19 protein-coding genes are annotated in these 21,989 nt (G+C 61.2%); 6 read left to right on the forward strand and 13 right to left on the reverse strand.

Annotated elements, in window-relative coordinates:
* Positions 1-2: 2 nt before the first annotated feature.
* The 3 genes from CXQ93_RS14320 to CXQ93_RS14330 form a co-directional block, all read right to left on the reverse strand.
* Complete coding sequence (locus CXQ93_RS14320) at positions 3-977, reverse strand: alpha-ketoacid dehydrogenase subunit beta (RefSeq protein ID WP_104111103.1); 975 nt, start codon at positions 975-977, stop codon at positions 3-5.
* Positions 974-2,254, reverse strand: coding sequence for a pyruvate dehydrogenase (acetyl-transferring) E1 component subunit alpha (pdhA, locus tag CXQ93_RS14325; RefSeq protein WP_104111104.1), 1,281 nt, complete (start codon positions 2,252-2,254; stop codon positions 974-976). The genes CXQ93_RS14320 and pdhA overlap by 4 nt, the downstream gene beginning before the upstream one ends.
* A 164-nt stretch (positions 2,255-2,418) precedes the next feature.
* Positions 2,419-3,540 carry a histidinol-phosphate transaminase gene (locus CXQ93_RS14330; protein ID WP_104111105.1) on the reverse strand — a complete coding sequence of 374 codons (1,122 nt, stop codon included), beginning with the start codon at positions 3,538-3,540 and terminating at the stop codon, positions 2,419-2,421.
* Positions 3,541-3,723: 183 nt separating this feature from the next.
* Between CXQ93_RS14330 and CXQ93_RS14335 the strand changes: the two genes are divergently transcribed.
* Entirely contained in the window at positions 3,724-4,152 is a 429-nt protein-coding gene (locus tag CXQ93_RS14335; RefSeq protein ID WP_104111160.1) for a phage holin family protein, read from the forward strand.
* A 42-nt stretch (positions 4,153-4,194) separates the two neighbouring features.
* On the opposite strand, the gene CXQ93_RS14340 is transcribed toward CXQ93_RS14335, so the two are convergent.
* Positions 4,195-5,754, reverse strand: a complete 1,560-nt coding sequence (locus CXQ93_RS14340; RefSeq protein ID WP_146073228.1) for a hypothetical protein — start codon at positions 5,752-5,754, stop codon at positions 4,195-4,197.
* A 111-nt stretch (positions 5,755-5,865) separates the two neighbouring features.
* On the reverse strand, positions 5,866-6,429 hold the full coding sequence (locus CXQ93_RS14345; RefSeq protein WP_104111107.1) for a WXG100 family type VII secretion target: 564 nt from the start codon (positions 6,427-6,429) through the stop codon (positions 5,866-5,868).
* Positions 6,430-6,635: 206 nt separating this feature from the next.
* Between CXQ93_RS14345 and purB the strand changes: the two genes are divergently transcribed.
* Positions 6,636-8,078 carry an adenylosuccinate lyase gene (purB, locus tag CXQ93_RS14350; RefSeq protein ID WP_104111108.1) on the forward strand — a complete coding sequence of 481 codons (1,443 nt, stop codon included), beginning with the start codon at positions 6,636-6,638 and terminating at the stop codon, positions 8,076-8,078.
* Positions 8,079-8,327: 249 nt separating this feature from the next.
* Positions 8,328-8,753 (forward strand): acyl-CoA thioesterase, encoded by a 426-nt coding sequence (locus CXQ93_RS14355; RefSeq protein ID WP_104111109.1) that lies wholly within the window; start codon positions 8,328-8,330, stop codon positions 8,751-8,753.
* Positions 8,754-8,757: 4 nt separating this feature from the next.
* Here CXQ93_RS14355 and CXQ93_RS14360 read toward each other — a convergent pair whose 3' ends face one another.
* Entirely contained in the window at positions 8,758-9,975 is a 1,218-nt protein-coding gene (locus CXQ93_RS14360; RefSeq protein ID WP_104111110.1) for an aminotransferase class I/II-fold pyridoxal phosphate-dependent enzyme, read from the reverse strand.
* Positions 9,976-10,101: 126 nt separating this feature from the next.
* On the opposite strand from CXQ93_RS14360, the gene CXQ93_RS14365 reads away from it, so the two are divergent.
* Entirely contained in the window at positions 10,102-10,761 is a 660-nt protein-coding gene (locus tag CXQ93_RS14365) for a peptidyl-tRNA hydrolase (protein ID WP_146073229.1), read from the forward strand.
* A gap of 178 nt (positions 10,762-10,939) precedes the next feature.
* Here CXQ93_RS14365 and rlmN read toward each other — a convergent pair whose 3' ends face one another.
* Positions 10,940-12,193 (reverse strand): 23S rRNA (adenine(2503)-C(2))-methyltransferase RlmN, encoded by a 1,254-nt coding sequence (gene rlmN, locus CXQ93_RS14370; RefSeq protein ID WP_218713975.1) that lies wholly within the window; start codon positions 12,191-12,193, stop codon positions 10,940-10,942.
* A 214-nt stretch (positions 12,194-12,407) separates the two neighbouring features.
* Here rlmN and CXQ93_RS14375 point away from each other — a divergent pair, with 214 nt between their 5' ends.
* Positions 12,408-13,424 carry a YdcF family protein gene (locus CXQ93_RS14375; protein ID WP_181036171.1) on the forward strand — a complete coding sequence of 339 codons (1,017 nt, stop codon included), beginning with the start codon at positions 12,408-12,410 and terminating at the stop codon, positions 13,422-13,424.
* Between the two features lie 124 nt (positions 13,425-13,548).
* On the opposite strand, the gene CXQ93_RS14380 is transcribed toward CXQ93_RS14375, so the two are convergent.
* From CXQ93_RS14380 to CXQ93_RS14405, 6 genes are all read right to left on the reverse strand, one after another.
* Positions 13,549-13,740: a hypothetical protein gene (locus CXQ93_RS14380; protein ID WP_104111113.1), complete on the reverse strand. Its 192-nt coding sequence runs from the start codon at positions 13,738-13,740 to the stop codon at positions 13,549-13,551.
* 234 nt (positions 13,741-13,974) lie between these two features.
* Positions 13,975-14,358, reverse strand: a complete 384-nt coding sequence (locus tag CXQ93_RS14385; RefSeq protein ID WP_104111114.1) for a DUF1304 domain-containing protein — start codon at positions 14,356-14,358, stop codon at positions 13,975-13,977.
* Positions 14,359-14,397: 39 nt separating this feature from the next.
* Entirely contained in the window at positions 14,398-16,146 is a 1,749-nt protein-coding gene (locus CXQ93_RS14390) for a pyruvate dehydrogenase (protein WP_104111115.1), read from the reverse strand.
* Positions 16,147-16,246: 100 nt separating this feature from the next.
* On the reverse strand, positions 16,247-17,404 hold the full coding sequence (locus CXQ93_RS14395; protein ID WP_104111116.1) for a mannitol-1-phosphate 5-dehydrogenase: 1,158 nt from the start codon (positions 17,402-17,404) through the stop codon (positions 16,247-16,249).
* Positions 17,404-19,329, reverse strand: a complete 1,926-nt coding sequence (locus tag CXQ93_RS14400; protein ID WP_104111117.1) for a PTS mannitol transporter subunit IICBA — start codon at positions 19,327-19,329, stop codon at positions 17,404-17,406. Before CXQ93_RS14400 ends, CXQ93_RS14395 begins: the two co-directional genes overlap by 1 nt.
* 66 nt (positions 19,330-19,395) lie before the next feature.
* Entirely contained in the window at positions 19,396-20,115 is a 720-nt protein-coding gene (locus CXQ93_RS14405) for a TetR/AcrR family transcriptional regulator (RefSeq protein WP_104111118.1), read from the reverse strand.
* A 150-nt stretch (positions 20,116-20,265) separates the two neighbouring features.
* Here CXQ93_RS14405 and ptsP point away from each other — a divergent pair, with 150 nt between their 5' ends.
* Positions 20,266-21,951 carry a phosphoenolpyruvate--protein phosphotransferase gene (gene ptsP, locus CXQ93_RS14410; RefSeq protein ID WP_104111119.1) on the forward strand — a complete coding sequence of 562 codons (1,686 nt, stop codon included), beginning with the start codon at positions 20,266-20,268 and terminating at the stop codon, positions 21,949-21,951.
* Positions 21,952-21,989: the final 38 nt, after the last annotated feature.

Below are 21,989 nucleotides of genomic sequence, written 5' to 3' on the forward strand. Positions count from 1 at the left end.
TCCTAGTATGCGAAGGCGCGGTCCAACGCCTCCAGCATGCGGTCAATGTCCGGCAGGTAATGCTCTTCCACACGCGCCACGGGGTAGGGCATGTGGAATCCGCCCACGCGAATGGCAGGGGCCTCCAGTGAGTAGAAGCAGCGTTCGCTGATGCGCGAGGCGATTTCTCCACCAATGCCACCGAAAGTGGGTGCCTCGTGGGCCACTACCAACCGTCCGGTCTTGTTGACGGAGGCTTCAACGGTGTCAAAGTCGATGGGCGAGATGGAACGCAGATCAATGACTTCCACACTGTGTCCATCCTCGGCGGCGGCGTTGGCTGCTGCCAGTGCCACAGGCACCAACGGGCCGTAAGCCACCAGCGTCGCATCGCTGCCTTCGCGGACAACATGGGCCTTGAAGGGATCTCCCGGGCTGTTCTCGGTGTCCACTTCACCCTTGAGCCAGTAGCGGCGCTTGGGCTCGAAGAAAATCACGGGGTCTTTGCATTCAACGGCCTGCTGGATCATCCAGTAAGCGTCATTGGCGTTAGACGGGGTGATGATGCGCAGCCCTGGCGTGTGAGCAAAGAGCGCTTCCGGAGATTCGGAGTGGTGCTCAATGGAGCCGATGCCGCCGCCGTAGGGGATGCGGATGACAACCGGTGCGCTGAGCTGACCGTCGGATCGGGTGCGGATCTTGGCCAGTTGTGTGGTGATCTGGTTGAAGGCCGGGAACACAAAGCCGTCAAATTGGATCTCACAGATCGGGCGGTGTCCGCGCAGCGCCATACCCAGTGCCGTGCCGATAATTCCGGATTCGGCCAGCGGGGTGTCCATGACGCGGTGGGCGCCAAACTCTGCCTTCAGGCCTTCGGTGATGCGGTAGACGCCACCTAGGGACCCAATGTCTTCGCCCATGAGGAAGCTTTTGGGGTCATTCGCCAGCTTGGCGCGCAAGCCTTCGTTGATGGCTTTGGCCATGGTCATTGTGCTCATGCGGCACCGCCCTGTGCGTTTTCAGTGTCGACGTCAGCAAAGGACGCCTCGTAATTTTCAAACCAGGCCAGTTCTTCGGCCACGAGAGGGTGTGCCTCGGCATAAACCGTGGCGAATTTGTGGCGAATATCCGCGCTTCCCAACGCCAGCGTGGTGCGGCGTACATGGGCAGCCAGCTCGTCGCCGTCGTTCTTCACCTGCTCGAAGAAGGCGTCATCAGCAAGGTTCTCGGCGCGTAAATACGTCTCGAGACGAGCCAGCGGATCCCGGGTTTTCCAGAGCTCTTCTTCGGCGTTCATCCGGTATTTGGTGGGATCATCCGCCGTGGTGTGCGCGCCCACGCGGTAGGTGGAGGCCTCAATGAACACGGGTCCGTGGCCACTGCGGGCGTGATCGAGTGCCCACTGCGTTACGGCGTACACGGCCAGGACGTCGTTGCCGTCAACTCGGATGCCGGGCATTCCGTATCCTGCAGCACGGTTGACCAACGGAATCTTTGACTGAACTTCGAACGGGACGGAGATTGCCCAGTTGTTGTTCTGGCAGAAGAACACCACGGGGGCGTCGTAAGAAGCCGCGAAGACCATGGACTCGTGGACGTCACCTTCGCTGCTGGCCCCGTCACCAAAGTAAGCAACGACGGCGGCTGGCTCGGTTGTGGGGTCGGCCACCAGATCACGTGAGATCCCCATGGCGTAGCCCACGGCATGCAGTGTTTGCGCGGCCAGGACCAGTGTGTAGAGGTGGAAGTTGGTCTCGCGAGGATCCCAGCCACCGTTGGTGACACCGCGGAAGAGCTTGAGTAGATCCGCCAAATCCAAGCCACGCGTCAACGCCACGCCGTGTTCACGGTAGGTGGGGAACGCGTAGTCAGCCTTGTTCATGGCGCTGCCAGAACCAATTTGTGCAGCTTCCTGGCCAATGACAGGGACCCACAGTGCCAGCTCACCTTGGCGCTGGAGTGCCGTGGCTTCGGTATCGAAGCGACGCACAGTTGCCATGTCGCGGTAAAAACCACGCAGGACGTCCGGGTCAAGCTTCTCAATGTAAGAGCTGAAAGTGGCATCGTGATGGGTGGCGCCATGCTCATCAAGGAGCTGGACGGCTTCATCGGGGCCTACCCCGGCGTTGCGCAGCACACCGGCTGAGTTTCCCGCTGAGCTCGGCGCCTGGCTCCCCGCCGGCGGGTTGCCTGCTTGGTTGCCTGCCTGCGGGCGCGGCGATGCCGGAGCACCTGATCCTGATGTGCCTGTGTCAGCTTGCTGGGCGGCGCCCATGCTGTCTCCTCGTCTGCCGAATCCCGGGGTTTCAAATGCCCCGTCACGACTCGTTGGTGCCGATATATGCCGCCTTCGGAATGCATTCCGTGGTGTGCATATATATACGTTTTCGATTTACAACTGTATCGGTACAGCCCGGCAAATACTGCCTTTGTTAACCGCTAGGAACGCCGTGGCTCTTTTGTATAGGACGCACAGATTTCAAGGAACCGGCTGTTCGCCACCACCTCACCGATGCTCACCCGGACGCCGTCGTTCCCAAAGGCACGCAAGGAGAGCCCTTGACTTTGCGCCAGAGCGGCAAACTCTTGGGTGTTGCTCCCCAAAGGCAGCCACACAAAGTTGCCTTGGGCGTCAGGAATGTCCCAGCCAAGATCTTTCAGACCGGCCACGACACGGTCACGTTCATCAACCAGACTTTGTACTCTTTCCACAACCTGGCTGTAGTTTTCCATCGACGCAATAGCGGCCGATTCGCCAATTCCAGAGACGGCGAACGGTGTTGCTGCTGCGCGCACGTATTGGGTGACTTCGGGCTGCGAAATCGAGTAGCCCACGCGTAGGCCGGCCAGTCCATGCGCCTTGGAGAATGTCCGCAGGACCATGACATTGGCGTATTTGCGGTATAGATCCACACCGTTGACGGCGTCAGCTGCACGCACGAATTCTTGGTAGGCCTCATCAATGACAATGACCACGTCCCGGGGCATGCTGCGGATGAACTCTTCAGTTTCCACGGCACCCAAGGCAGGTCCAGTGGGATTATTCGGCGTGCACAGCAGCACTACCTTCGTGCTGGCAGTGACGGCGGCGGCCATGGCGGGCAGATCATGGCTGCCATCTGCGCGTACCGGAATCTGGACGCTTGTGGCACCGGCAAGTCCAACACAGATGGGGTAGGCCTCAAAGGAGCGCCACGCGTAGATAACCTCGTCGTGCACACCGTTGTCATTCTGTCCTGCGAAAGCCGCCAGAATCTGGTTCAGCGCCCCTAGACTTCCTGCGCCCGGGACAATGTCAGTAGCTGGAACGTCGAGGAACTCGCCGAGGGCTACGCACAGGCGGCTGCTGCCCGCGTCTGGATAGCGGTGGATGTCAGCGGCATTGCGCAACACGTCCATGACGGCCGGTACCGGGCCCAGGGGGTTCTCGTTGGATGAGAGCTTAAAACTTTCCAGACCGGGGACATCCACCGGTGGTTTCCCCGCAACATACTTGGGCAGGCGGCCAACCGCCGGACGGGGATGCACAACTGAATCGGAAGGAGTAGGAGTCTCGGTCATGGACTAAGCCTAATGGCCGAGGGGCCCTGGGTGGGGGCCCACGCCCGCGAGGGACCCAATGCGAGCGCGCGAGCACTGGGAGCGGGTGGGGAGAAGCGAGACCAGGGAGGACATTAGGAGCTAATGGCCGAGAAGGCTATTTCCATAGTGCCCTCCGTGGCTGGACTGTGGAACTATGGAGCCATGCGAAGAATCGTCATTCAAATAGTGCTCAATGCCGTTGCCCTCTGGATTGCCAGTTGGATCCTGCCCGGCATGCACATTGCCTCCGCCTCGGTTGTTGGCTCCAATATTGGCGGGCCCTCCGGCACAGGCGACACTATCAACACGGCCTTGGGGTATTTGTTCATCGGCTTGGTTTTCGGTGTGGTCAATGCGCTGGTGAAGCCCATTGTGAAGTTGCTATCGCTGCCAGTGACCATCTTGACCTTGGGTCTGTTCACCATCGTCATCAACGCCGCCATGTTGTGGTTGACGGCATGGCTCAGCACCTACACGCCCGTCCACTTCACTATTGACGATTTCTTCTGGACGGCAATCTTGGCCGCCCTGATCATCAGTGTCGTTTCAATGTTGACTTCCAACGTGGGCAAGTCGGCCTCTCGCCGCTAGAGGCCACTGCCGGCCTGTGAATACCGGGTCCGGACGAACCGCTCATGCCAGCTTTGTTGGCTTTCTTGAACGCCGGGTTGGTTTTTGCATCTCAAGTGGTTTGGGTGCCGGCTTGGATTGATCATTGACGTCCCGTCCTTGGTATACCCATTTGGTGCCAGCGACGGCCGCTCCGCCCACCCCCGCGGCCAAAATTGTCCGCAGCGTATCTCTGGACGCCTCAACTGCAGGGTTGTCAGACTGATCAAGTGCCGCAGCATCCAGTAGGTAATTGTCCAAGGAGTGCGCCTGCTCAATGACGTCGCCTAAATCCCCTCCTTTCGCCATGGGCGGGCGGTGCGATGTCACCGTCACCCAGTTCGGTGCCGGTTCTGGTGGACCGTAGTCACCCGCCGTGACAATATCGTGCTCATTTTCTAGATCCACCACGGCAATACTCTCGGGAATCTCCGCATTCCTTGCTGGCGACCCGGCAATAATAATCATCTTGACGTTTACCTCGGCACGGAAGGCCGGGTCCGCCGCAGCCGCGGCCGCGTGAATGCCGCCGCCGCTGTGTCCGGTGAGGAGTACATCTTCGCCTGGCAGCGCACCCGAGGCCCGCAATGCTTCTTTAATAAGCTGTTGCACCACCACGTCCTGCTGCTTAAACGCTTCCCGTTGGGCCGCTGTTAGCCCTTCCATATTGCCTTCCATGTCAAAGGGGTTTGCACTGTCTACCGTGGACCAATCTTCAGTTCCCGGCAGATGGACCACCCACACATTGCTTCCATCAGGGCGTTCGATCCGGACTACACCGATGGACCCTGGCGGATACTTGTAAGCGTCGCTGCTGCCAGCCAAGAGGCCCTCAATGCTGGCCCGGACCTTCCAAGAAGTACCTTCGCTGGAGGATGCATGACCGGGAGGGAAATACGGTTCCGCAGGATCCCATTCCTGCGCAGGAACTGCACGTACTGCCACCTTTCCCGGCTGGGCCAACCCCGCTTCGTCGAAGAATTTCCTCAGGACAATGGCCGGGATGACCCCTGACGTTCTCTGCCTGCGGATCTGGGACAGAAGATAGGTCATCGCGTATTCAGGCCCCAGCAGGCCTGCCACATAGCCACCCCCGTTGTTGAGAATCTTCTCCATCACCTCACGCAGCCCGGCCCCTGGCTGACGAAGGAGAACTGACACATCGGCCGCTACCCCCAAGGGGGCGAGGGGGCCCCAGCTCCAGGCATTCAGTCCCTTGCGCAGAGCGTCAAGCCTGCCCATCCGCGCCACTATGGCGACATTGTGCGCTTCCGCAGCTTCATAGTTCGCCTTTGCCAGTTGAGCCTTCCGGGCGAGCGCGGCGATATCTACTTGTGCCCGGCTAGCAGTCCACACAGAAGTACGAACGGCCTCGACGGCTCCATAGGGATACGGCGAGGCCGCTGTTGTAGCCCCCACCAACCATGACCCTTCAGCTTGCAGACTGTTCACGAGCGGGATCATGAGTTGCGCCAAGGCTCCCAACTGGTCTCCAGCTCCGGCGATCTCCGCCAAGGTGTAACTAACTGACCCCACCCCACCCTCTATGGAAAACGTGGTGGAATCCCCTTCCTGGTCGCTCATGTTCCCACCCTCCCCGCCGAAAACTTCACCATTGCTCTTCACCGGCGAATCACGAGAATCACGCACCTGCGCCCCCGACTGCCACCGAACCACCCTGGATGCCTAGTTCCGTTACCCTCCACTACTGGTGCCAAACGCCCCGCCAACCCCGGCGTTCCCAAGGCCATACCCTGGTCCAAACCCGGCAAAACCGGCTCCGTCGGCTCCGACGCCTGCACCGCTGAGCCCAAGGCCAACAATCGGGCCAAAACTAGGTCCAGACCCTCCGGCAAACCACGGAGCCCCTTGCCCCGGCAGCTCTGGGTTGAAGCAAAAATCCGGGCTGTCGCTCACAGCGAATCCGTAGGCGCCAACCGCATTAACTGCGCTGTCAATGGCCCGAACCACCGCCTGCATTGCCGCATCCCGTGCTGATAATTCCTCCCTGAAAGCGGTTGCGGCAGGAGATTTCCAGTCCAGAAGTGCCACCTGTCCCAGCTGTAGCCGCAAGGCCCCCATTTCTTGTGAGATTCCAGCCAGCCGCTGAGCCATGGCAGCCAGTGCCGCTGGATCCGACCCGGCCCGGCCACCCGCTCCTAGGCCAACCCCAACTCCTAGGCCAGGGCCGATTCCACCACCAAGCCCAAGCCCACCGAGTCCTCCAAGCCCACCGCGGAAGGCTTCTGCTGCTGTCATGTGATGCACCGCCTTCCTTCACTATCCACGCAGTAGACCTGCCCACGTCGGGCAGCGTTGCTCCCAAATAGCTGGCCGCTGCCGCCTGAGAAGCCAACCCTAGATCGCCAGCTAAAGGCTGCACCAGAGCATCCCTGCGAAATGTGGCTTGTCCAGCTAGATACCCCCGCTGTGGAGGAATGGGCGGTTCATGAAAGAATTAGGCCATGTCTGATTCCGCAAATGCCACAGCCCGCATCCCTTCCGGCCGCAAGTCATTGGCCGTTTCCTCCGAGCGCATCGCCTTGGGGCCCCTTGATGGCCGCTACTCCGGCGCCGTCGCACCCCTGGTTGACTACCTCTCCGAAGCTGCCCTGAACCGCGACCGCGTCGCTGTTGAAGTTGAGTGGTTCATCCACCTGACCAGCAACAATGTCCTGCCCGGCACCGAGCCGCTGACCGCTGAGCAGCAGGCTGGCCTGCGCGCCATCGTGACCGAATTTGATGCAGACTCCATCAAGGAACTGGCCGACATCGAGAAGGTTACTGTCCACGACGTCAAGGCTGTGGAGTACTTCATCGGTAACCGCCTTGCCGCACTGGACCTGGATCACCTAAAGCCGCTGGTTCACTTCGGCTGCACCAGCGAAGACATCAACAACCTCTCCTACGCCGTGGGCGTCAAGGGTGCCGTGGAGGATGCTTGGCTTCCCGCCGCACGCGCACTCGTGGCCAAGATCGCTGCGATGGCAGAGGAAAACCGCGCCGTCCCCATGCTTTCTCGCACGCACGGCCAGCCCGCCACCCCCACCACTTTGGGTAAGGAATTGGCCGTCACCGCACACCGCCTGACCCGTCAGCTGGACCGCATTGCCAAGACCGAATTCCTGGGCAAGATCAACGGCGCCACCGGAACCTACGCAGCACATTACGCGTCCGTGCCGGAAGCCGACTGGGAAGATGTTGCCAAGAACTTCGTTGAATCACTGGGCCTGACCTGGAACCCGCTGACCACCCAGATCGAGTCCCACGACTGGCAGGCTGAGCTCTACGCCGACATGGCACGCTTCAACCGCATTCTGCACAACCTGTGCACGGATGTGTGGAGCTACATCTCCATCGGCTACTTCGCGCAGATCCCTGTCCCGGGCGCCACGGGTTCCTCAACCATGCCGCACAAGGTCAACCCGATCCGCTTCGAAAACGCTGAAGCGAACCTAGAGATCTCCAACGCCCTGCTGGACACTTTGGGCGCAACCCTGGTCACCAGCCGCTGGCAGCGCGACCTCACCGACTCCTCCAGCCAGCGCAACATCGGTGTCGCCTTTGGCCACTCCCTGCTGGCCATCAACAACGTGCTGGGTGGCCTGGGCCGCCTCAACACCGCTGAAGCAGTGCTGGCAGAGGATCTGGACCACAACTGGGAGGTCCTCGCCGAGGCCATCCAGATGGTCATGCGCGCCGAGGCCATCGCCGGCGTCGACGGTATGGCCGACCCGTATGAGCGCCTGAAGGACCTCACTCGCGGCCACCGCGTAGATGCTGCGCGCATGCAGGAATTCGTCTCCGGGCTGGGCCTGTCAGCCGGTGCGCAGGAACGCCTCCTGGCGCTGACCCCGGGCACCTACATCGGCATCGCGGAGTCCCTGGTGGATCACCTAAACAAGTAAGTCCCAAACCGCTCCCTTACTGGAGCAGCTGGGGATGTTCGACGGCGGCACTCACGTTGCGTTTTCAAGCGCACCTTGGGTGCCGCCGTCGTTGCGTTCTAGATCAGCTGCTTGCTTTCACGAGCAGAAAAGGGTTCTTGAGTGCCCGGCGCAGCCGCTGCACGACGCTTCATTAGTGGTACATACCATGGTGTGTTATCGGCAACATTCATGGCACAGCTGCCCCGTTGGCCCGGTAAGTTTTACTGTATGGACACCGCCGATATTACTTTCCGCACCCGCAAATGGGTTCGACCCGAAGACCTGAACGCGAACGGCACCCTTTTTGGCGGCAGCTTGCTTCGTTGGATTGACGAAGAAGCCGCGATTTACGCCATCGTGCAGCTGGGTAACGGCAAGGCCGTGACGAAATATATCTCTGAAATTAACTTCGTTTCCTCGGCCGCCTTGGGCGATTTGATCGAGATGGGACTGACAGCGACCAAGTTCGGCCGCACCTCTCTGACCATGCGCGCCGAAGTGCGCAATATCTTCACCCGCGAATCAATCCTCACGGTTGAAAGCATCGTCTTTGTGAACCTAGGGGACGACGGCAAACCTGCGCCCCACGGGTACAGCACCATCACCTACGATCGCGACCGCATCCCCAAGACGCAAAAACAGCTGGCGAGCTAGCCCGCTAAACGTCCCCCAGCGAGGCGGCTTGGAACCTTTCGATCCGCACTAATGCTTCACTGACGGCGTCGTACCCGGCGGCGAAACTCAACCGGACTGTGGCACTGCCATGCACCGAGTCAAAGTCTCCGCCTGGTACCAAGGCAACTCCTTCCCGTTCCAGCAGCGCCGCGCAATACTCTGTGGAGTCGGAAAAGCCGGCCAGCGCCGGGCCCAAGTTGGCGTAGAAGTAAAAGGCGCCGTCAGCCGGGGCAGCATCAATCCAGCCGAGGTCAGCTACCTTGCGCAGAATGTAATCGCGGGTGCGGGAGAATTCCGCCACAAAGGCGTCGGCTTCGGCATAGGACTGCTCGCTGAATGCCTCAATGGCCGCCAACTGCGCCGGTGCTGGCGGGCAGAGGGCAACATTTCCGGCGAGCGCATCGACGCCCGCAATGAGATCATCCGGGACCAGAGCCCACCCCAGCCGCCACCCGGTCATGCCCCAATACTTGGAAAAACTGGAAATCACGACGCCGGACGCCTCCAGTTCCCAGGCGCAGACTCCTTGGGGATCGGCATCACCCGGGGCGGGATAGGTGATGCCGTGGTAAATCTCGTCGCTCACCAATCGGACACCGTTCGCACCGCACCAATGGTTTAGAGCGGCCAACTCTGCGCGTGAAACCATGGTGCCGGTGGGGTTAGCCGGTGATGCCAACACCAACCCGGCCAGTGGCCCGTGTTCGGCAACGGCTGCCTCGAGCAACTCCGGGGTGGGCTGAAAATGGGAACTTGATCCGGCGTCGAGTTCCACCACCTCAATACCCAGGGCCTTCAGGATGTTCTTGTAAGCAGGGTAGCCGGGACGCGCCAAAGCCACCTTGCCGCCGGGGTTGAACGCGGCAAGGAAGACCAGCATGAATGCGCCGGAGGAACCGGTGGTCACGGCAACATTCCTGGCCGGCACCTCGATCCCGTACCAGCGCTTGTAGTGCCCCGCGATAGCCTGGCGGAGCTCCGGCAAACCAAGGGTCGGCGTGTACGTCAACGGGATTTTTGACGTGTGGATTTGTGCGGCCCGGGCCGAGACAGCACTCGGGGCTCCGCCGCTGGGTTCACCGGCGCACAGGGAAATGATGTCCCGCCCGGCGGCGCGAAGACTGGCCACTCGTTGCAGAATATCCATGACGGCAAAGGGCTCCACGGCAGCCCGGGCCGCTACTGTGAGTGGTTTACGCATGGGAGCTCCTGAGCTGTGCCGAGCGCACGTGGAAGTCTCCAAGGTGACGTGTCCACGGTGCGCAGCGAAAAAGAGAACAGCCTCCAGCTTGTCACACGCTGCAGCGCTTACCCCTACGCTTGGTGGGTGAGTGAATTTAGCGAACGCGCTGCCGAAGAACTAGTCCAACCCATCATCTTGCTCGTGGACCGGGAAGAACCCGCCAGTGAGCAGCACGGCATTGCCGCAGCAGCCCTGGCATCAGTTCAGGCGTACCTGCATGATCCCCAGAACCCCGATTGGCGGATCTGGGCTGCGGGCCACTTCGCCAAGTCCGTGCGCCGGGCCGATGCCAAGATGTTCGCCAAGGTACTCACGGCATTCCCCGATCATGTGCTCGCCACTGTTGGAGAAGCCAGCGCCGTTGGCCTGCCGCCCATGCCAGCCGCAGCGTTACCCAAGCTGCTGTCCAAGCTTCAGGTTTCCGGGACCCAGCTGCCACCCGGCGCGCAGCTCCCGCCGCAGCCGTTGACAATCGTCCTCAATGGCTCCCTGGAGATGTCCACCGGTAAGGCCGCCGCCCAGGCCGCCCACGCACTTTTCGCGTGGGTTCTCGAATCCAAGCCCGCCGCCGTCCAGGGGTGGCTGGACGCCGGCTGCCCCGTTGGCGTGCAGGAACTTGCGGCCAGGGAGTTCAAAAAGGGCGCCCGCAAGTGCAAGGGTCCTGTGATCCAAGATGCTGGCCGCACGGAGATTGAACCCGGTTCCACCACGGCCTTCGTCACCACCGGCACGATCACCCGCTAACCCGCCAGGGTGGATTCCTTCCTGCAGAATCCGCCCTCGCCAGCTCGCACACCAGCTTGGCCGCGATGCGACGGCGGCTGGCCACCGCTTAACGCAAAGGACGACGCCGGAACCCAAGTTCCGGCGTCGTCCTTCCATGAGTGCCGCTTCAGTTAAGCGCGCCCAAGCAGGCCAAACGTTACTCGGCTGCGGCGAGCTGGCCGCACGCTCCGTCGATTTCCTTGCCACGAGTGTCGCGCAACGTGGTAGGCACGCCATTTTCGATCAGCGTGTCGATGAATTCCTGCATCACGGCAGGCTCCGAGGACGTCCAGATGGAGCCCGGGGTGGGGTTCAGTGGAATCGGGTTCACGTGGACCCAGCCGCGGCCGCGTTGATTGAGCTTCTTCGCCAGGAGCTCGGCACGCCACGGGTGATCGTTCATGTCCTTGATCAACGCGTACTCGATGGAGACGCGGCGGCCCGTGACCTTGTAGTAGTTGTACGCGGCATCCAGAACCTCGTCCACCTTCCACTTGTCGTTGACGGGGATGAGCTCGTCGCGAAGTTCATCGTCCGGCGCGTGGAGGGAAAGCGCGAACGTGATGGCCAGGCCCTCTTGCGACAACTTGTTGATGGCCGGAGCCAAGCCAACGGTGGAGACGGTGATGCCGCGGGCGGACATGCCCAAGCCCTCGGGACCATCGGCAACCATGCGGTGCACGGCGTTCATGACGCGCTTGTAGTTGGCCAGCGGCTCGCCCATGCCCATGAAGACAATGTTGGTGACGCGATCGGCATCGTGTCCGCCATCGCGGCGCAGGTGACCCAAGCCGCCCTCAGCGATGACTCGGTTGGCCTGAACAATTTGATCCAAGATCTCCGCGGTGGACATGTTGCGGGTCAGACCGGCTTGGCCCGTGGCACAGAACGGGCAGTTCATGCCGCAACCACACTGGCTGGACACGCACAGGGTCACGCGGCCCGTGTAACGCATGAGGACTGACTCCACGAGGGAACCGTCGAACAGGCGCCACAGGAACTTCACGGTGTCACCGTTGTCTGTGGTGAGGCGCTTGACCTCGGTCAGGAGCTTGGGGAACATGGTGTCCACAATCTCGGCGCGGCGGTCCTTGGGGAGGTCACTCATGCGCTCGGGATCGGTGGTGTAGTGCTGGAAGTAGTGTACGGAGAGCTGCTTGGCACGGAATGCCGGCAGACCCATCTCCTTGAACTTTTCTTCACGCTCGGCCAGCGTCAGGTCCGCCAGGTGCACAGGCGGCTGCGAAACGCGCGGCGATTTGAACTGCAGCAGCGGGCGGCCTTCAGGGTTCTTGGCCTGATCCCAGCCCTCGGTGGCAGGCATAACCTGCGCCGGGCGGGCCGGACGGCGCTTCGGTGCGGTCGCGGAAGAGGCGACTGCGGGGCTGGGAATGTTTTTGGGGGAAGTCATCCTTTCCATCATCCCCTACTTACCCCAGCCTGTCCCGTCTTCACCGCCAAGATCACATTTTGACTATTCGTAACACGGATTTTTCTTGGACGGGTACGACGGCGGCCCCTCCTCGCGCCACTGGCCACATCTCCCGCCGTGGTGGCGCATGAGGCTGCGCAACGTCCGCCCCTGGCGGCATGCCGGGGCGGTTTGGGTCCCCTAGGCTTGAGGCATGTTTTCCTTGATCTTGGCTTTCATCCTGGCCTGCAGTTATGTCTATCTTCGCCGCAAGGACCCGCGCATGCTGCGCAACGGGCTGGTCCTGGTTGCAGCCTGCTGGTTTACCGTGACAGGTGTGTCTCAAGTGCTAACCCAATGGTTCCCGTGGACACAGTGGATCACGCTCGGAATAGTCGCCCTGACACCTCTTGCAGTGGTTGTCCTGGCCGGATTCTTGATCAGTAACGGTGTGCGCATGATGCACCGCGAGGGTCGTAGCCTTGGAAACTTGCTGTCACTGATTGCCGGCCTTGCCTTGTTGGGCCTGCCGGTTGTTGCCGCACTGCTGGTGATCACGCTCAATCCGGTGGCTATTGGGCTGGCAGCGTTGCTGTTCTTCTTGTGTAGCTACTTTGGCGTGGTCTTTGTGGTTTTCCTGGCCTATGCGGTGGTGTACGGGCGCATGAATCACACCATCACTCCGGCATCCGTTGTCATCTTGGGCTCGCAAATCATCAACGGAAAAGTGCCGCCACTGCTGCGCTCTCGCCTCGACAAGGGGCTGGAAGTGTACCGAGGGGCCAGTGCCCAGGAAGAGCTGGCGCCGCTACTGATTCCTTCCGGCGGGCAGGGAGCGGATGAATCCAGACCTGAGGGTGCCGCCATGGCGGACTATCTGGTCGCAGCGGGGGCGCCCTCCGAACACGTAGTTGCCGAGGAAAGGGCCACCACCACGGCTGAGAATCTGCAGTTTTCAGCGGCCGTTGCGCAAGAGCAAGGACGGGGTGGTGCCATGGTGATTGTCACCAATAACTACCACGTACTCCGCGCCGCTCTACTGTCTCGCAAGCTCGGGCTCGACGCCCAAGTGGTGGGCTCCCCCACCGCCCGCTACTTTCTCCCGAGCGCGTTCCTGCGCGAATATGCCGCCATCTTGACCGAGCACAAGGTGCTTCACGCGCTGCTGTGCCTGCCGTTCTTGGCTTTGACGGTATTCCTGACCGCGGCGCTGGTCCTGGCCAGCAGCTAGCGCCCAGCAGATGGTGGTCAGCAGGAGCGTTCGCCCAGTCCACAACCGCACAATTCATGATCGCGCAGCCCATGACTGCGCAGTTCGTAACCGGACGGTCCGCAACCCATCAGAGCGCAAGCACTCAGTCCACAAATTCCGACTGTGTCACGATGAATTCCCACTCGCGTTCTGTAAGCGTTCCGTTCGTCATGGCGCCACCGGCCGTTTCCACGGCCGCCACCACATGGCTGGGCACCGCACCGGCGCCCGTGTTCTCACGCAGCCACTGTTTAGCCGGTAGCTCGATCTCCAGCCACCACAGATGAATTTCCACTCTGGCCACCCCCTTGGATGTTCTTCAACGTTATGCCTGTCACGGCGACTCTTCAATGGTTAAAATCACGGGTTAAAGTCACAAGGTCCTGTTGCATTTATCAATTACGGCCAGTCTTGCTTGGCAATGTCGCCGTGGTCTGCATTGCCAGCCTGACCGTGGTGTCCACGGGGCTTCGCCGCACATCGGCGTAGGAACAGCGCAACCCAGGCTCCGACGTCGTGCGTGAACGTTTTAGAGCAGCCACACCACCGTCAGTACGACGGCGATGAGCGGGAAAGTGAGCTGCACCAGGGCCGCTTTGGCCTTCTTGGGGGATGAAAAAAGCAATACCAGCCCGGCCAGCAGCATGGACCCGCAACCGGCGAGCACCAGGGCAGCACCCACTTCGTGGTGGCCCGTTGCCGCGGCAACGATTCCTACCGCGGCCAAGAGCGCTAGGAACAAGTTATAAAAACCCTGGTTGAAGGCCAGCTCCTTCGTGGCGAGGGCCTCACTTTCGCTGGTTCCAAAGGTTTTGCGGGTCGAAGGGTCCGTCCATCGCAAGGATTCCAGCACAAAGATGTAGACGTGGACCAGGGCGGCCAGTCCAGCGAAAATAAGGGCAGTGATCAGCATGGGAATCCTCGAGTGTGTGGTGGACGTTAGGGGTGGAAGCTAGCCGCGCGGGATGTTGCGCAGATTCGATCGTGCCATATTGACGGCCTCCCCGGCACCCCTATTCAACACCACTTTGGACATGGCAGTGGCAAAGCCCAGGATCTGCCCGCCCTTGATCTTTGGCGGGATGGACAGTGCATTTGGGTCCGTGATGAGTTCCACCAGCGATGGCCCGTCATGGGCAAACGCGGCACGGTAGGCATCAGCGATCCCGGCAGGATCACTGACTCGCACAGCATGGAATCCCATCGCCGCGGCAATGGCTGCATAGTTGGTATCCGGGACGTCAACCCCAAAGTCGGCCAGACCGTCCACCAGCATTTCGAGCTTAACCATGCCCAAAGTGGAGTTGTTGAACACCACAACGTTGACTGGCAGATTATGAGCCGCTGCCGTAATTAATTCACCTAGCAACATCGATAGCCCGCCGTCGCCGGAGACCGAGATGACCTGCCGCCCAGGATAGGCAGCCTGGACGCCAATGGCTTGGGGAAGGGCGTTCGCCATGGAGCCGTGAAGGTAGGACCCAATGAGCCGGCGGGTGCCCAGGGGGTTGATGTAGCGGGCCGTCCAAACATTGCACATGCCGGTGTCGGCCGTGAAAATTGCGTCGGCGGCGGCAATCTCATCCAGCAGGGACGCCGCGTATTCCGGGTGAATGGGCACCAGTTTGTCGGCCTTGCGGGTGTAGGCGCCCACGGCCTTGTTCATGAGCCTGTCATGCTTTTTCATGATGGCGTCCAGGAACTTGGAGTTCTCTTTGGCCGCAATGAGGGGCATGAGCGCTTGTAGGGTGGGCAAGACGTCGCCATGGATTGCAATGTCCACGTCGGTACGCCGCCCCAAATGTTCCGGGGCCCTATCCACCTGGGCGGTGCGGGTGTCAGGCAGGAACTGGTCATAGGGGAAATCTGTGCCGAGCATGATCAGCAGGTCCGCATCCGCAATACCCTCGGCCGCGGCACCGTAGCCCAGCAGTCCTGTCATCCCAATGTCGTACGGGTTCTGGTACTGGATGAAATCCTTGCCACGCAGGCTGTGGCCAATGGGCGCATTAATTTTCGCAGCCAGCGCCACCACTTCATCATGGGCGCCCTGCACACCGGCGCCGGCAAAGATGGCCACCTTAGTGGCAGCATTGATCGCGTCTGCCAGCGCCTGGACGCTTTCTGTGGCCGGGACCAGAGTGGCCGGACGCACGGGCCGCGACATCGGCGAGGGTGCCGTGGCTGGCAGGCTGGCAATGTCCCCGGGCAGCGTCACCACGGCCACCCCGCGCAATCCGAGCGCATGCTGGATAGCGTTGTGAAGGACTCTCGGCGCTTGGTCCGAGGTGCTGATCATTTCGGAGTACACCGAGCACTCGCCAAAGAGCCGGTCCGGGTGGGTTTCCTGGAAGAAGCCGCTGCCAATTTGCACGCTGGGCAGGTGTGAGGCGATGGCCAGCACGGGCGCACCGGTGCGGTTGGCGTCGTAGAGTCCGTTCATGAGGTGGAGGTTGCCTGGCCCGCAGGATCCGGCGCAGACGGCAAGTTCGCCTGTCAGTTGCGCCTCGGCACCGGCGGCAAAGGCTGCCGCCTCCTCATGACGGACATGAATCCAGTCGATTCCGCCGTTCTTGGACCCACCTGTTTTCCGGACCGCGTCCACCAACGGATTCAGGCTGTCGCCCACAATCCCGTAGATGCGCCGTACTCCGGCGGACTGCAATTGTTCAATGAGCTGAGTGGCAAGTTCCTTGGCCATGAGACCCTCCTGCTGCAAATTGGCTCTACATCGGTTACTGGCCACAATAGCCCCCTGCGCTGGGCGGCGCTGAGGGCTACTGTGGCTAGTCGAGCGCAGACTAGTTGCTGGCCGGCTCCGACTTCTTGGCCGCAATCAGGGTGCTAACCGCGGAAAATAGCGGATGTTCCGCGGCAAGCCCGGTAATCCTTGCCGTGGCATCCTCCGCCGTGTTGGTAGCGATGATCTCCGCCAGCTCCACCGCTTCGGCATCCGCCGCATCATCAAAGTGCAGCGCAGCGCCGATGGCCGCCAACAACGCCACCGGAGTGAGCCCATTTTCAGCCAGTTCGGCGGCGGGTCCAATGAACCTCTCGTGCCGGCTTAGCTTGCGCATGGGCGCACGCCCCACACGGTTCACGGTGTCTGGCAGGAATTCATTGGCGAACCGGAGCAGAATCTTTTGGACATAGGCTTCCTGATCCGCCGGCGCGAATTCATGCTTGCGCACCAGCAGCGCCTTGGTCTCCTCCAGCACGGCCCGCACCTGGGCCTGAACGCCGGGATCAGCCATGGCGTCGGAGATCTTTTCGATTCCTGCCGCGTAGCCAAAGTAGGCCGTGGATGCGTGGCCCGTGTTCACTGTGAACAGCTTGCGTTCAATGTAGGGGGCCAGATCATCCACAAACGTGGCTCCGTCAATGACAGGTTCATTGCCCTTGAAGGGGGTCCTGTCGATGACCCATTCAAAAAACGTCTCCACCGTGACATCCAGACCCTGTCCGGGCGCCTGGTTCGGGACGATCCGATCCACTGCCGTGTTGGCAAACACGGCGGCGGAATTCACTGTGCCCTCATCCACGCTGTCGTCCGAGCGGACGGCAGCTTCAAGGATGTCAGTGGCGTTGATGGCGTTTTCGCAGGCCATGACCTGCAACGGAGCCAGCGCAGCATCCCTGGCGGCGATGCCGCGGGCAATGAGCGGTGCCACGAATTTGAGGATGTTGGGCCCCACCGCAGTGGTGAGAATGTCCGCCGTCGCAATTTCCGCAACCACGGTGTCCGCCGAAGCGGCGGAGTTCAACGCCCGAAAATTGTTGACGGTACGCACGGTGGCGTTCTCGCCCACCTCGTGCACGTCGTAGCTGTCCGCCGCGGCTAGCTCGTTGATGAGCGCCTCCGCGACGTCGGCAAAGACAATCTCATACCCGGCATTGTGCAGGAGCAAGCCCACAAATCCGCGGCCAATGTTGCCGGCCCCAAAGTGAACAGCCTTCATTACGCGTTTACCTTTCCAAAGATATCCAGGACCTCATCCACGGTGGTGGCGTTTTCGAGCCGGGCCACCTGCGCCTTGTCGGTGAAGACGCGGGCAATAGAGGACAAGATGGACAAGTGCTCGTTGTTGATTCCTGCCACACCCACCACGAACTTGACCGGCTTGCCGTTCCAGTCGATGCCGTTCGGGTAGTGGATGATCGAGACGGCAGAGCTGGTGATGTTTCCCTTGGCCTCGTTGGTTCCATGCGGGATGGCCAGGAAGTTGCCCATGTAGGTGGACACCGAGGTTTCGCGCTCATGCATGGCCGCAACATAGGCGGCATTCACAGCGCCCCGGGCCAGCAGCAACGCACCGGCCTCATCGATGGCGCCGTCACGAGTGGTGGCGGTGCCGTTCAGGACCACGCTCTCCCGGGCCAGAACCGTGCCGCCCCCTGAGGCTGGCGCTTCTACGGGCTCTTCGGCCGCAGGTGCAGTGGCCTGTCCGGCCGTTGAGTTGCTGGTACGGACCAGCTCCACAATTTCCTCGTAGCGCGGGCTGTTCATGAAGTTGTCCACGGCCACATGGACGGCACTTGCCGTGACAGGGGCGGCACGTGCGGCGAGGTCCTGGTGCGTGACAACGACGTCGTACGTGTCGGTCAGGTTGGAGATGGCCGAGTTGGTGACCTTCACCTCCGGGAAACCGGCCTTCTTGATCATGTTGCGAAGCACCGAGGCTCCCATGGCACTGGAACCCATCCCGGCGTCGCAAGCAAAAACAACCGTGCTGATGGGGCCGGACGTGCCGGCCCCGGCGAGGGCAAACGCAACCGAGCTCTTCTTGCCCTTGAGCGCTTCCATCTTGGCCGTGGCGTCGCCCAGACCGTCGCTTTCAGCAGGAATGGGGCTTATTTTGAGGATGAGCGAACCAATCAGGAACGACACCGCCGCCGCTGCAAACACCGACAGCGCGACGCCAAAGTAGCTGTCCTTGGCGGTCATGGCAAAGACGGCAAAAATGCTCCCTGGTGCTGCCGGGGCTACCAGTCCGGAGTCGGTCAGAACCAGCATGAAGATGCCTGTCATGCCGCCGCCAATGGTCGCAAGGATCATGGCCGGCTTCATCAGGACGTACGGGAAATAGATCTCATGGATCCCACCGAAGAACTGGATAACTGCCGCACCCGGGGCCGAGGCCTTGGCTAGGCCCTTACCGAAGATGGAGTATGCGAGCAGCAGGCCCAGGCCGGGGCCGGGGTTCGCTTCCAGCAGGAACAGGATGGACTTGCCGTTGTTCAGCGCCTGCTCCGTGCCCAGCGGGGTCAGGATGCCATGATTGATGGCGTTGTTCAGGAACAAGACCTTGGCGGGCTCAATAAAGATGCTGGTCAACGGCAGCAGCCCGTTATTGACTAGGAATTCAACAACACGGCCTGCGCCGTTGCTAAACGCCGTCACCAATGGACCCACTACCAGCAGGCCAACAATAGCCATGATGCCGGAGAGAATACCTGCGGAGAAGTTGTCAATGAGCATTTCAAAGCCGGGCTTAATGCGGCCTTCCCAGGCCTTGTCCAGCTTCTTCATGACCCAGGCTGTCAGCGGGCCCATGATCATGGCGCCAATGAACATGGGGATGTCAGTTCCCACCACCACACCCATGGTCGCTACGGCACCCACCACACCACCGCGGACACCGTGGATCATCTTGCCGCCGGTATAGCCGATCAGCAAGGGGAGCATGAAGAAGAGCATGGGTTCGACCATGGCCCCCACGGTCGCGTTGGGGAAGAACCCCGCAGGAATGAAGAGAGCCGTAATCAGGCCCCAGGCAATGAATGCGCCAATATTGGGCATGATCATGCCGGATAAGAAGGTGCCAAATTTCTGCACCCCTACCCGCACGCCACCCTTCGGGGCGGCCACTGTTTGAGTTGCCATGAGAGTTTCCTTACCGTGAGTCCTGCGCCTCTGCAGGAGTAACTGGGGATGATGGTGTGTGTTGCTTTAAGTTTTAGAAATGCGGTGAAGCCATTCGAGGAAAAGCTTTAACTCGGTGGTGGAGAGTTGCTCCGGATGCGAGGATTCCAGAGCGGCATTAAGAGCAATGGCAGCAACCACCACCGACGTTGGGCCCACCGGCGTTGCCGCCGGGCTGAGACCCGCCGCCGAGGAAACCGCCGTGATGACGGCTTCTCTGGTCATGTCCGACAAATCGAAATTCCTGCCCTCTGCCGGTTCGGCAATGAGCATCAAGGTGACACCAACATTGGCCGCCAGAATGCTGCGGGAGGCCTCCACGGGAGAAACGCAGAGCAGGCCAGCCGCGGCCGCCTTTTCCAGCATTTCCTCCATGAAACCTTCCGCTTCAGCTACTCGCACAGGGCGGCTTTCAGGACGGATATTGCCAAACATGACCGAATACAGCTGTGGATTGTCCAGACCGAATTGGAGGTGGTTATCCCAAATCTGACGCACATCCTGCAAGGGGTGACCGGTGGGCACAAAGTTGTGCTCACCGGCTACATACTCTTCAAACCCAGCGTCAATGACCGCGTTGAAGAGCCCCTCCTTGTCCCCAAAATGGTGATACAAGGTGGGGGCAGTTACACCAGCCAACTCGGTGATTTGCCGTGTTGAAACTGGCTTGCCCGCCGAATTAGCCAACAACTCAGCTGCAGCTTGAAGCAGCCTCGTTTTGGCCGGAAGCTGGCCGTCGATGTTCATGACTGCTACCGTAGCATCTATAGCAACGCTATATGAAGAGCGTCACAGGAATTACTTTTAGCACGGCCCCGCATTCGCAAGGCGCATGACTTGGGGCACAGCCGCCCTGCCCACAGACACAGCGACATCTAAAGAAGTAGAGGACTTTCAATGCAGAATTTCCCAGGAGTTGGGGTCAGCCCCGGACGAATCATTGGCACCATTCGCCAGATGCCCGCACCGTTGGCTGATCCGCCCGCCGGGGAGATGCTGGCTTCAGGGATCAGCGCAGAAGAGGCCACTCTGGCCCTTCAAGCAGCCGCCAAGGATGTGCAGTCCCAGCTACGTGAGCGCGCGGCTGGCGCCAGCGCCGATGCCAAGGCCGTGCTGGAAGCCACCGCGCTGATGGCTGCGGATCCCATGCTCATCAAGGCCGCCATCAAGTTAATCAAGACCGGAACCTCGGCCGAACGCGCCGTGTGGGAAGCCGCCGAAGCTGTCGTCGCGATGCTGGTTAATCTCGGTGGCTACATGGCCGAGCGTGCCACCGACGTCCTCGATGTTCGGGCCCGGATTGTGGCATCACTGCGTGGTGTTCCGGCACCCGGCATCCCCACATCGGAGGAGCCCTTCATTCTTGTGGCAGAAGATCTGGCCCCGGCCGACACCGCCACGCTCGATCCCACCATTGTCATTGCCCTCGTAACGGCCGGGGGCGGGCCGCAGTCGCACACGGCCATCATTGCCCGCTCCCTCGGCCTGCCCGCCGTGGTAGCCGCCGCCGGCGTCGACACGCTCCCCGATGGCACGGAAGTCTATGTCGACGGCGCCGCCGGAACCATCGCCACCGAACCCGGTGATGACGAGCGCGCCGCGGCGGTTGCCTGGGCCGCCAACGCCTCAACCCTTGCCGTCTTTGATGGAGCCGGAACCACAGCTGACGGACACTTGGTGCCGCTTCTGGCCAATGTGGGCGGAGCCAAGGATGCCATCAAGGCAGCGGCCGCCGGTGCCCAGGGCGTTGGCTTGTTGCGCACCGAATTCTGCTTCCTGGAACGGGAAACCGAGCCCAGCCACGACGAGCAGGTGGAGGCCTATCGTGGCGTCTTTGACGCTTTCCCGGGCAAGAAAGTGGTGGTCCGCACCCTTGATGCGGGCGCAGACAAGCCGCTGCCCTTCCTGACCGATGCAACGGAACCGAACCCGGCCTTGGGTGTGCGCGGGTACCGGACGGATATGTCCTCACCAGGTGTGCTTGAACGCCAGCTTGCGGCCATCGCGGCAGCCGCCGAAGGCACCACAGCCGATGTGTGGGTCATGGCACCCATGATCTCAACACCTGATGAGGCCGCCCGGTTCGCATCGCTCTGTTCAGCCGCAGGCCTGAAAACGCCCGGCGTCATGGTGGAGGTCCCCTCGGCTGCCGTCACGTCGGAGTCGATCCTGCGCGAGGTGGCATTCGCCAGCCTCGGCACCAACGATCTGACGCAGTACACCATGGCCGCCGACCGCCAGCTGGGTCCACTCGCCGCTTTGAACAACCCGTGGCAGCCAGCCGTACTGCAACTGGTCCGCCTGACGGTGGCCGGCTCCATCGCCGAGGGCGGCGGAAAACCCGTGGGAGTCTGCGGCGAGGCCGCCGCGGACCCAGCTCTCGCCGTCGTACTCGTGGGCCTGGGCGTAGCAACACTGTCCATGACCGCCCGGTCGCTGGCAGCAGTGGGCGCCGTGTTGGCCACGGTAACCCTGAAGGAAGCACAGGAAATCGCTACACTGGCCCTACGCGCAACGAGCCCAGCCCAAGCCCGGGAGTTGGCGCGCGAAAAGCTGCCCATTCTCGCCGAGCTTGGGCTGTAAATTCACACCAGCAAGACCGCATGACCGCAGATTCAACC

It is taken from the genome of Arthrobacter sp. N199823, from assembly GCF_002929705.1.
Lineage (GTDB): Bacteria > Actinomycetota > Actinomycetes > Actinomycetales > Micrococcaceae > Specibacter.

Bases quoted from the DNA above. Each gene is read 5' to 3' on its own strand.
- CXQ93_RS14390 (WP_104111115.1), bottom strand. From the start codon at position 16,146: ATGGCCAAGGAACTTGCCACTCAGCTCATTGAACAATTGCAGTCCGCC.
- CXQ93_RS14345 (WP_104111107.1), bottom strand. From the start codon at position 6,429: ATGACAGCAGCAGAAGCCTTCCGCGGTGGGCTTGGAGGACTCGGTGGG.
- CXQ93_RS14340 (WP_146073228.1), bottom strand. From the start codon at position 5,754: ATGAGCGACCAGGAAGGGGATTCCACCACGTTTTCCATAGAGGGTGGG.
- rlmN (WP_218713975.1), bottom strand. From the start codon at position 12,193: ATGACTTCCCCCAAAAACATTCCCAGCCCCGCAGTCGCCTCTTCCGCG.
- CXQ93_RS14330 (WP_104111105.1), bottom strand. From the start codon at position 3,540: ATGACCGAGACTCCTACTCCTTCCGATTCAGTTGTGCATCCCCGTCCG.
- CXQ93_RS14335 (WP_104111160.1), top strand. From the start codon at position 3,724: ATGCGAAGAATCGTCATTCAAATAGTGCTCAATGCCGTTGCCCTCTGG.
- CXQ93_RS14385 (WP_104111114.1), bottom strand. From the start codon at position 14,358: ATGCTGATCACTGCCCTTATTTTCGCTGGACTGGCCGCCCTGGTCCAC.
- CXQ93_RS14395 (WP_104111116.1), bottom strand. From the start codon at position 17,404: ATGAAGGCTGTTCACTTTGGGGCCGGCAACATTGGCCGCGGATTTGTG.
- CXQ93_RS14355 (WP_104111109.1), top strand. From the start codon at position 8,328: ATGGACACCGCCGATATTACTTTCCGCACCCGCAAATGGGTTCGACCC.
- pdhA (WP_104111104.1), bottom strand. From the start codon at position 2,254: ATGGGCGCCGCCCAGCAAGCTGACACAGGCACATCAGGATCAGGTGCT.
- CXQ93_RS14360 (WP_104111110.1), bottom strand. From the start codon at position 9,975: ATGCGTAAACCACTCACAGTAGCGGCCCGGGCTGCCGTGGAGCCCTTT.
- CXQ93_RS14405 (WP_104111118.1), bottom strand. From the start codon at position 20,115: ATGAACATCGACGGCCAGCTTCCGGCCAAAACGAGGCTGCTTCAAGCT.
- CXQ93_RS14375 (WP_181036171.1), top strand. From the start codon at position 12,408: ATGTTTTCCTTGATCTTGGCTTTCATCCTGGCCTGCAGTTATGTCTAT.
- purB (WP_104111108.1), top strand. From the start codon at position 6,636: ATGTCTGATTCCGCAAATGCCACAGCCCGCATCCCTTCCGGCCGCAAG.
- CXQ93_RS14320 (WP_104111103.1), bottom strand. From the start codon at position 977: ATGAGCACAATGACCATGGCCAAAGCCATCAACGAAGGCTTGCGCGCC.
- CXQ93_RS14400 (WP_104111117.1), bottom strand. From the start codon at position 19,329: ATGGCAACTCAAACAGTGGCCGCCCCGAAGGGTGGCGTGCGGGTAGGG.
- ptsP (WP_104111119.1), top strand. From the start codon at position 20,266: ATGCAGAATTTCCCAGGAGTTGGGGTCAGCCCCGGACGAATCATTGGC.